This is a genomic window from Cellvibrio chitinivorans (assembly GCF_035117775.1).
Classification (GTDB): domain Bacteria; phylum Pseudomonadota; class Gammaproteobacteria; order Pseudomonadales; family Cellvibrionaceae; genus Cellvibrio; species Cellvibrio chitinivorans.
Window position 1 is genome coordinate 1 of sequence record NZ_JAYKKN010000016.1, and the last position, 10,030, is coordinate 10,030.

The following is a 10,030-nucleotide window of genomic DNA, read 5'->3' on the forward strand; positions in this document are numbered from 1 at the left end:
CTGCGCGTTTAACGGCTTCGCGACGAAACTCTTCGGTATAAGCCTGTGTTTTTTTACGTGCCATAGTGAGCACCTCCATATAGGATTTTCAACTATACAGGGTGTCTACAATTGGTGGGTAACTCGGAATGCTAACGCCGCGTACAGCGGCAGCTTGTAAGTTGCGGGTTTGTGGATTACTTTTGCGCAGCAAAACCACAAGGCCGCGACTTACAAGCTGTCCAGCACACGAAGTGTGCGAGCTGCTACGCTTGTTAAACTTTCTGATATTTACTGCCAACATTTGCAGCGCAAAAAACACAAATAGAAACCACAATGAAATGCGGCAAGAACATGACTAGGTTGAATTCTGAAAAACATTCAAGCGTTGGTAGAGTTAATAAATATGCAAATGAAAGAATGATGTCTGAAACTAGAAAACCAGCGGCCACATAAAGCCACTTCAAAGAAGTAAGCCTTAATACTAAATAGGTAGATATTCCCGTTAAAATTCCGATTCCAAGTAATTGAACTACAAATAGATCCCATACAAAAATTACGGGCGCATGTGCGGAGTTTTCTTTAGCCCAGTTGTAAATGGGGCCAGGAAGTGTGATTGCCGCAGTATAGCCAATAAAGAACCAAGCAATATGATAAATGATTGCTCCTAAGCCGAAACCAATAATAAGGCTTTTACTTTTTAAGTTCACTACGATCTCCATTTCATAATTAGTTTAACGTTGTGTTCAACCGCAGTTTGTAAGTGGCGCATGTGCGAAAAACTTCGCGCAGCGATTCGCTAAATGCGCTACTTACAAACTGTCGAGTGGAGGCGCGAAGCGCCGGAACGGTGTTGGAACACCTTGTTAAGGATTTTCTTCAAACCTAACCGTAATTTCAGTAGGTTTTCTCGCTTTGCAATTTTCAGGAAAAGTTCGTTCAATTTTCGTGAGGCTTTTAATTTCCACATTTTCTTCCCATGGCTCGCCAGCCATACCCCAACCTGACACACCGGGACCTGCAACCCTACCTATGAATTCCACATAGATGGGTTCACGAATTTGCGTTTTTCTCTGACGATACTTAGTTGAAATACCCGTGTTTCCAATGTCAGTGAAGCTCATGCCAACACTCCCAGAACAAGAGAAGAAGCCACTCAGCTCTTCGTCGTCAACCACATAGCCGGAAAATTGACTCCATTTTTCCGAATAGCGCTTTTCATGCAATAGATACATACCTGCGCCGATAAAAACAACAAAAACCGCGCATATTAAAATGTAATTCGAGATTTGGTTTATGCTCATTTATTCCTTAACGCCGCGTACAACGGCAGTTTGTAAGTTGTAGTTTTGTGGGTTACTTTTGCGCAGCAAAACCACAAAACTGCGACTTACAAACTGTCCAGCGCACGAAGTGCGCGAGTAGATACGCTTTGTTATGAGCTTATAGTTCTGAGACTGTACGAATATAGTACTTGTAATTTAGGAATGAAACTGCCCCGTATAGACTCTTTTCGCCGGCGTACCGAAAATGTAAGGTAATAAAAATATTACTTTCTTCGTTTATGCTCATTGTTTCAGTTGAGATGGAAATGCTAACAGGATTAATCGAATAAAACTCTGCTGCGACTGACTCAGGAAATTGAAGAAGCTTTCTATTAACAGTTAACTTCATGTCTGAGAGGGTTACACCTTTATTTTTCTTAGAATTTTCCATGTTAACCGTTAAAACGGCTTGGCTTGATATTTCAGTAAGTTCGGTAGTATAGGTTAGCGTTTCCCAATCATAGTAGGTTGGCTCATTTGCTAGCGAAGTACCTGAAAAAATAATTAGTATTAGAATGTAGATATTTTTCATTTTCTGACTCGAAAACTCATAACGCTAAGTGCAGGGGCGGATTGTAAGTTGCGCATTGCGATAAACTTCGCGCAGCGATTCGCTAAATGCGCAACTTACAATACGTCCAGCCCGCGAAGCGGGCGAACCTGGCACGCCTTGTTATAGGCGCGTTTCTGTGATTGCAAAACCGACATTCTTGCAAAAACAGCTAACACGCCCGATTAAAATTACTGGAGCTGATTTTCAAAGCGATTTCACTTAGTGGCAACGGGAAAGAAGCTACAAAACTAGAATTCCAATTTCACCAACCAAGAAAACCTTTATTTCCGCAAACCCTGCCTTTATAAACTTGCACACCTTCTTAATAGCACAAGGAACAACGCTACTTATTTTGATTTTACCGCATTCCTCAAAAGTGACTGCTTGCGAAAACCTTTCTACTTGCTCGACTAAATAGAACGAGCACCTATAACGCCGAGTTCAGCCGCAGTGTGTAAGTTGTTTTTTTGTGGAAAACTTTTGCGCAGCAAAACCACATAAAAATCGACTTACACACTGTCGAGCGCACGCAGTGCGCGTTGCTGGAACGACTTGTTATAGGATTTTGCTCAATTTTTGAATGTGATAAATAAATTCTGCGCTTACTATTTTACCGTTTTACTTGCAATAGATGAATGTTCTGCAAGCTCAGCATTTATAAAAGCTGCGATCATTGCGCGATAAACAGCTTCAGTCACGTCTGGATTTGCCTTTGATTCAGCTGCAAGAGTGCGCACTTTTGAAATTACTTGCTCAACTCTTTGGGGAGCTTTAACGTCTTCAGTTGTTTTTTTGAAGCGAGCGGCTTGCATGACAAAGCTACCGCGTTGAGCAATTAAACTAACAATTTTTTGATCGATAGCGTCGATGTTTGAGCGAACTTCCTCAAGGGAATTGCAGGTTACGATGTTGTTCATTTTTAACTCCTTGTTTTTTGCCTATAACGCCGCGTACAACGGCAGTTTGTAAGTTGTGGTTTTGTGGAATACTTTTGCGCAGCAAAACCACGACTTACAAACTGTCCAGCGCACGAAGTGCGCGTGTTGATACGCCTTGTTATGCAATACAACATTAATTCGATGCAGCACGACAAACCGTTCTATTTTTTTGCGCCAAACAAAAACCGCACTCTCTTTCCGCCACTATTTCCTTGCGCTTTACTTTCACAAAGCGAGACTTGCCAGTAAAGGTTACGTTTCAGGTCTGCGGCAAACCAATTTAAAAACGCGTTTTCACAAAACCAACAAGCGGCACCGACAACCAAGAACCAAACAAGCCACGGCGCTAATTTTCACCAACATTGAAACACTGCTTGAAAGCTTTCAATTTGCATAACGCCTTTGTCAGCCGCGTTTTGGTTGTAGTGGATTTTTGTGCAAAAATGGCCGAAGGCCATGCACAAAAAGGAGCGAAGACCAAAACGTCGGCTGGACAAATTTGTTATGTGCTTTAATTGGTAGGTGATTGCAGCCATTTCACTTGCTCTTTTTTGAATGTACCTAGCCATTTAGTATTTCCACTTTCTAGGACAGACTCTACTTCGAAGGCTGCTCCATCACCGTGAACGAAAACAACCGCACCTATGTCACCAACTCTTGCCTCAGGGACGCCTGTATTTTCTGATATTACTTTTACTACATCATACTCTTTGATGCTTTTGAAGCAGCCCAAACATAGCACTTCATTTCTCTGCTCTTTAAGCCTTAGCTCTTTGAGTGAATCATCTGAGGTTATTCTCAAATGAAACTCTTCACCGCATCTGGAACATTTGGTATATGCCATGATCTCTACTTACACATAACGCCGAGCTAAGCGGCAGTTTTTAAGTTGCGGTTTTGTGGAATACTTTTGCGCAGCAAAACCACAAAACTGCGACTTAAAAACTGTCCAGCGCACAAAGTGCGCGGTGCTTGAGCGATTTGTTAGGCTTTAATTTTTCACACCAAGACTTAGGAGTTGTAATAAATACTCATATACCATTTTTACAATGGCTTCACTTATAAACAAACAATATATACTTCTTTAACAAAAAGCTTAATCTAAAGCTCATTATCAAAATATGCGCCGCACTTTGGACAGCATTTTATTTCTGGCGAAATATGCAAAATATCTCTTCCTTTAAGCATTAAAGAAGTTAAGGTGGCATTGCATTTTGGGCATTTCAAAAAGAACCAAAACATAATATAGATTAGCGCTAATGCAAAAAACACTATAAGGAAAATTAGCGGATCATTTCTTGACTTTAAATGGTAAATGAAAGGTATTGATAGAAGAATTACAAACACAGTAATTCTGAACCTTTTACGCTCAAGATATTCTCGAATTGTCATTACTTCCTTAGCCTAACGTTCGGTTCAACCGCAGTTTGTAAGCGGCGCTTTTACGATAAACTTCGCGCAGCGCTGGAGCGGCGTTGCAACCGCTTGTTAAGCTCTGTATTTATTGTGCTTAGCAAAATACCACCAGCTACCAATAAAAAACAAACCAGCGAAAAATAATAAATATGTAACTGGAATTGCTGTTCCATTGAATATTTGAAATGCACAGCCAAAGACCAGACCTACTCCGATTAAGGCACTAGCTTGATGCGGCAGCTGTAGCCATGCCAATTTGGAAGCGCCTGTTAGATAAAAGCCTAAATACCCAACACCTGAGCCTGCAATAAAATAGCCAATAGGTTTAACTATATGCTCATTATTTCCTAGTACCACATCTAGGAATTGAAAGAATGAGTAGAAAAATAGAGCCCTCGAAGCGAAGACAAGCCCGGCTGCAAAGAAAAGCTTTTTCTCCTTCGTGGTCATAACTTATGGCTCATTTTTACTTCAGCTTAACGCCGCGCTCAACGGCAGTTCGTAAGTCGTGGTTTTGTGGAATACTTTTGCGCAGCAAAACCACAAAACTGCGACTTACAAACTGTCCAGCGCACGCAGTGCGCGTGTTGCAACACTTTGTTAGGCATTTGATTTTAGCTTGAAAGCCAAAAGCTTAAGAGTGTTTAACGGTTGATATAAAAACGTCTGGTCTAGAGAAAGGTAAAACTCAAGCTTACTGCCATAGCTAGCCTCGGACCATGCCATACCTGACAATTCAATTTTACCTCCAACCTGTGATTCAAGCTTAAACTTAAATTGCCTTTCTCTTGGATCGAATGACGCCGAACCTTTTAATGTTTCATACAGTTTTTCTAGCTCAACAGTTAAACTTAAAATATCACGCAGTTCAATACACGGACTAATACTGCCACTAAAGTGATTAGTTTTTATTTCTACAGAAATATCAATCCAGTCTTCAGGTGAAAGATTAGGTGGGATTTCAAGCTTTAAAAACTCAGAATCTGAGCCGAATTTTATTATGTGCATATTTGCCTAACGCCGCGATAAACGGTGGTTTTTAAGTTGCACTTTTGCCGTAAAATGTAGCGAAGCGGAATGGCAAAAGTGCAACTTAAAAATCCATCCGTTTGATTGCTTTGTTACATTAATTAGAATGAGTTTTTTGTGAATGAATAGCGATATAAAGCATATAAGGTCAGCATTGATATTACCCCGATATTTAAGGCTGTATTGATTGTTGACGCACTAGTGCTGGGTAGACCGTGATGCTGAAAACAATGAAAGTTATAAAATACAGAGAATAAGCCGTATATATAAAAGTATTTCACCCAAAACTGTTGATTAAATATTTTCTTATTATTTGAGTACCCAAAAACGCCAATTGAGCTTACAAAAACAAAAGCTACTGTGGCAATGTTGAATATGTAGTGAAACAGGTCCTGCTGAGCAGTAAGTACAATTTGCATGCTACCCAAGGAAAATATTAATAGAAAAGCTGCAAGTATGTTCCATGCCTTGTTATTTGGTTTGTTTTTATTTTCGCTGCCATTCATATGACTAAAGACTCAATTCCAAGAGAATGTAACGCCGTGCTCAACGGCAGTTTGTAAGTTGTGGCTTTGTGGATTATTTTTTGCGCAGCAAAACCACAAAGCCGCGACTTACAAACTGTCCAGCGCACGTAGTGCGCGGGTTGCAGCACTTTGTTATATTCTTTTTGAAAAAAGCAGAATAGCCACTAGATAAATAACCACACCAGCCAAAAGACAAATGTTGCTTATTAAACAATAGATTTTTTCGTTGTTCCGCCTGTCGTAATGGTCTACGACAACGGCCCCCATACTTACGATAAACAAAGCAAAGCTTACTGTACCCAGAATTAAGCCTAGGTCACTTAGCTCGTATAGACCGCCATTCCCTCTTTTAGCAAGAAGAATTAAATATAGCTTTCCGCTCCAGAAGCTCCAAAGAGAATACCCTATAAGAACTAAACTAATAGAGATATTTCTAATTCTTACTGAGAGTGATATTGAATTTGGCTTGTAACCAAATTTTTCGTCGTAGCACCGCCGACACAAATGAGTTGGATCCTCATATGTTTTTCTTTCTCTTTCGCAGCGAATACAGCTCATCGATCTCTATGTCTATTCCGACTTCGGGTGGAAATATAACGCTGAGCGCAGGGGCAGTTTGTAAGTTGTGACTTTGTGGATTATTTTTGCGTAGCAAAACCACAAAGGCGCGACTTACAAACTGTCCAGCACACGAAGTGTGCGAGCCTGGCGTGATTTGTTATGCACATTTTAAAAGTCAGTTGACACGTTAATAAAAGCCACTTTTCTAGATCCTTTCGCTTCTAAATTGCTGAACCTGAAGATCGGCCTTCCCTTACTGTCCCTTTCGCTTTCAATTACTGATACATCCGCGCTCTCTATGGAAAAAACATGATAAGCGCGATCACTAGTTGCTAAGCAGTCATCATCAGTGTATCCGTAAAGCTCTAGATTAGGATCAAGTTTATTTAATTGCTCTATTAGGTCTTTCACTTTCATCATTGTCACGTTGTACTCCATATCTGATTTGCATAACGTTGTGTTCAACCGCAGTTTGTAAGTAGCGCATTGCGATAAACTTTGCGCAGCAATTCGCAAAATGCGCTATTTACAAACTGTCGAGTGGAGGCGCGAAGCGCCGGAACGGTGTTGGAATACCTTGTTATACTTACTTGATAAAATATACTTCCGCACCTAAGGATTTTAGCTTTGTTTCAACTGCATTTTTTGTAGATTCATTTCCGGCAATAATGAGCGTAACGCCTTTTAGCGGTGAAGAAAGATAGGTGGTTATAGTTCTTGCTAGCTTATCAGTAACCTCAGGGGCAGGCCCGCCAATAGCAAGAATACCTTTGAAGCTACCCGACTCTAATAATTCGTAAATTCGTTGTGCGGCTTCCTGACCGTTAAGACCTTCACTTAAGAAAGCTAGTTGTATTTTTTCATGCTTCCTTGAGTCTGGAAGAACCTCAACTGATTTTTTCAATATTTCATCGGCTCCATTTTTCAATGGATCTTTCTCAAAAGAGAATGACTGGCACGATAAAAAAAGAATAGTGATTATAAAAATTAGCTTCATTTTCTCCCTCTGTATAACGCCGAGTTCAGCGGCAGTTTTTAAGTTGTGGTTTTGTGGATTATTTTGCGCAGCAAAACCATAAAACTGCGACTTAAAAACTGTCCAGCACGCAAAGCGTGCGAGCTGCAACGACTTGTTAGGCACCACCAGTTACAGTGCGTACTAAACATTCTTATACCTCGTTAACCAAATTTCCCGTGCACGCTCCAATGATTCGTTATTCCAGCGGCGCGCCAATGCCCTTGGAAAAATAACTTTACAACTCCCACAGCGTTCTCTTGCCGCCACATATGACCATGGATTTTCACCGCTATATTTTACACCTACATGAATTTGTTCGTTTGAGCTTTTAGAGCCACACTCAAGACAAATAAATTCGTTTTCTTCTACTAGCGGTTTTGATTCATTGTAAATTTCATTCCGCTCATTTATTAGCGAACGAGTGCCATTTTTGCAGGGAAAACACAAACCATTATTTTTGCTTGCGGTTTCCTTAAGTATTAAAGATGAGCAGCTTTTGCAATGAACCTTGGTATTCATTCTCTATTCTCGATACTGCCTAACGCCGCGTACAGCGGCAGTTTGTAAGTTGTGGCTTTGTGGATAATCTTTTGCGCAGCAAAACCACAAAGCCGCGACTTACAAACTGTCCAGCCACGAGGTGGCGTGCTGCTACGCCTTGTTAAGCAATTTTCCATGCTGGATCTGTTGGCCGACTAAAAGCAAATAAACCATAATAAGTTGGAATAGATAGCAACAAGCCAACGGCAGTACTAGTATAGAATTCAATGTTACTCATACCCATTCTTAGATCAATATCTGTAATGAAATAGTAAGCAAAACTATAAATGAGATATGCCATTAAAACGTGAAGCCAAAAATTTGGTTTGTAGATTGGCTTAAGAAATGTGAAGCCAAAAAGCCCTACAGTAACCATTAACCATAGAACCAAGTTGATATATTCGCTGATTCCAGCATTTGGTTGAAAAAGAATAGATATAATTCCAATTGTTGAAATTATTGTTATAAAGAAAAAATAGATTTTCCACCAAATTGAGCGTTTGAATATTTCGCCAACTGCAACATCCGAGTTTGGTGTTTTATAAGGGTTACTTTCCATTTATACCTCCGATTGTGACTAATGCTTAACGCCGCGTACAACGGCAGTTTGTAAGTTGTGATTTTGTGGAATACTTTTGCGCAGCAAAACCACAAAACTGCGACTTACAAACTGTCCAGCCACGCAGTGGCGTGTTGCTACGCTTTGTTATAGCGCGATTTAAAAAACCAAAACACTGTGCTCTTTCAGAACCCCCAAAAAAAGCTGGTTAAAACTTATTAAGCTGATTCTACCGAGATTTAACTTAGTGGCAACGAGAAAGAAGCTACAAGAATAGAACTCCAATTTCACTAACCAAGTAATTCCCAATTTCCGCAAACCCAACATTTTCAAACTGGCTTACTTTCTTACTAGCACAAGGAACAACGCTACCGAAATTTGAAGTTGCCGCGCTGCTCAAAAGTAACTGCTTGCGAAAGTCTTTCTACTTGCTCGATCAAGAAGAACGAGCACCTATAACGCCGCGGTAAACGGCAGAATTTAAGTTGCGGTTTTGTGGAATACTTTTGCGCAGCAAAACCACAGAACCGCATCTTAAATTCTGTCCAGTGGAGCGAAGCGGAACGGTGTTTGACCGCTTTGTTAGGCCGGTGACCATTAGAAAACCGGTGCTCTTGCTAAGTTTGACTGTTTTACTTCAAACTTATAACCATAACGCTGAGCAACACCAGCTACTACTTGGAAGAACCATGCGGGTGCTGCTGGGGAAACATATACGTTTTCAATTAAATCTATAAGATCAACCTTAATAGGTTTTCCATACTCGTTGTTAACACGAGAATAATCAAAGCCTCTTTCTGGTTCAGCTTTACTCGGAAGCTCTTGAATCAATACACGTAGCTCTTTCTCATGCTCGAAAGATCGCCTTTTGTGGACGTATGGCCAAAACCCGTTTCCCTCCGGCAGCCAATCTTTGTCATAATCAATGTAGTGAACAATTCCTACATACGTACCTTTATCAAGGTTTTTATGTAACTTTGTATAAGTTGACTGAATTGCAACCGCCTCATCTGTTTGAGCATATAACTTCCACATTGCAGCAGACTCAGCGTTATTCATATGCCAACAGTTAACGTACGTCCATGATCGTGTCCACTCCATAAACTTAGACATTTGATGCAGAGCTTCTTCAGGGATGCCTTTGTCTTTGTATAAATTAGGCCTTATTTGGGCATTAGCGTGAGATGTAGCTCCTTCATATGGATCTTCAAATTTATCTACTCTCGATAAGAACAGAGCTTCAGTTTCAAGAAGAGATACGAATTTTGTAAAGTCCATGTATCTCCAGATTTTTATATTTTCATCTTCAGGAGGTACAAAACATGGATGATCAATTTCTGCGGGCATAGATGCTCCTTATTGGCTGGTCTTACCCACAAAAAGTAGACACTCTAACTATGCAGCTAGCGCTGCCCTTCGTTCAAACTCAGCGGGCGCCACATAACCAATACTGGAATGTCGGCGCAAGCGATTATAGAACACCTCAATGTATTCAAAGATACTGGATTTAGCTTCATCAATCGAGTGAAACTGCTGGGTGTAAATCAACTCGACTTTCAAGCGACTAAAGAAGGACTCCATCGGT

General features: G+C 40.5%; 13 protein-coding genes. All 13 read right to left on the reverse strand.

Annotated elements, in window-relative coordinates; genetic code table 11:
- Positions 1–254: 254 nt before the first annotated feature.
- Positions 255–689, reverse strand: a complete 435-nt coding sequence (locus SPL68_RS18205) for a hypothetical protein (RefSeq protein WP_323816602.1) — start codon at positions 687–689, stop codon at positions 255–257.
- Positions 690–845: 156 nt separating this feature from the next.
- A complete protein-coding gene (locus tag SPL68_RS18210; RefSeq protein WP_323816603.1) occupies positions 846–1,283 on the reverse strand; it encodes a hypothetical protein in 438 nt (145 codons plus the stop codon).
- Positions 1,284–1,422: 139 nt separating this feature from the next.
- Positions 1,423–1,836 carry a hypothetical protein gene (locus SPL68_RS18215; RefSeq protein ID WP_323816604.1) on the reverse strand — a complete coding sequence of 138 codons (414 nt, stop codon included), beginning with the start codon at positions 1,834–1,836 and terminating at the stop codon, positions 1,423–1,425.
- A 626-nt stretch (positions 1,837–2,462) separates the two neighbouring features.
- A complete protein-coding gene (locus SPL68_RS18220) occupies positions 2,463–2,774 on the reverse strand; it encodes a chorismate mutase (RefSeq protein ID WP_323816605.1) in 312 nt (103 codons plus the stop codon).
- A gap of 532 nt (positions 2,775–3,306) precedes the next feature.
- A complete protein-coding gene (locus tag SPL68_RS18225; RefSeq protein ID WP_323816606.1) occupies positions 3,307–3,639 on the reverse strand; it encodes a DUF4926 domain-containing protein in 333 nt (110 codons plus the stop codon).
- A gap of 644 nt (positions 3,640–4,283) precedes the next feature.
- The gene (locus SPL68_RS18230; protein WP_323816607.1) at positions 4,284–4,661 is read right to left on the reverse strand and encodes a hypothetical protein; all 378 of its coding nucleotides are present in this window, start codon (positions 4,659–4,661) and stop codon (positions 4,284–4,286) included.
- A 150-nt stretch (positions 4,662–4,811) separates the two neighbouring features.
- Positions 4,812–5,219 carry a WapI family immunity protein gene (locus SPL68_RS18235; protein WP_323816608.1) on the reverse strand — a complete coding sequence of 136 codons (408 nt, stop codon included), beginning with the start codon at positions 5,217–5,219 and terminating at the stop codon, positions 4,812–4,814.
- A gap of 1,277 nt (positions 5,220–6,496) precedes the next feature.
- Positions 6,497–6,754 carry a hypothetical protein gene (locus tag SPL68_RS18240; protein WP_323816609.1) on the reverse strand — a complete coding sequence of 86 codons (258 nt, stop codon included), beginning with the start codon at positions 6,752–6,754 and terminating at the stop codon, positions 6,497–6,499.
- A gap of 160 nt (positions 6,755–6,914) precedes the next feature.
- The gene (locus SPL68_RS18245) at positions 6,915–7,325 is read right to left on the reverse strand and encodes a hypothetical protein (protein ID WP_323816610.1); all 411 of its coding nucleotides are present in this window, start codon (positions 7,323–7,325) and stop codon (positions 6,915–6,917) included.
- 162 nt (positions 7,326–7,487) lie between these two features.
- Complete coding sequence (locus SPL68_RS18250; protein WP_323816611.1) at positions 7,488–7,865, reverse strand: hypothetical protein; 378 nt, start codon at positions 7,863–7,865, stop codon at positions 7,488–7,490.
- 142 nt (positions 7,866–8,007) lie between these two features.
- Positions 8,008–8,445, reverse strand: a complete 438-nt coding sequence (locus tag SPL68_RS18255; protein ID WP_323816612.1) for a hypothetical protein — start codon at positions 8,443–8,445, stop codon at positions 8,008–8,010.
- Positions 8,446–9,042: 597 nt separating this feature from the next.
- Positions 9,043–9,792, reverse strand: coding sequence for a hypothetical protein (locus SPL68_RS18260; protein ID WP_323816613.1), 750 nt, complete (start codon positions 9,790–9,792; stop codon positions 9,043–9,045).
- A gap of 48 nt (positions 9,793–9,840) precedes the next feature.
- The coding region (locus tag SPL68_RS18265; protein ID WP_323816614.1) for an IS3 family transposase at positions 9,841–10,030 on the reverse strand (190 nt) is incomplete at its 5' end.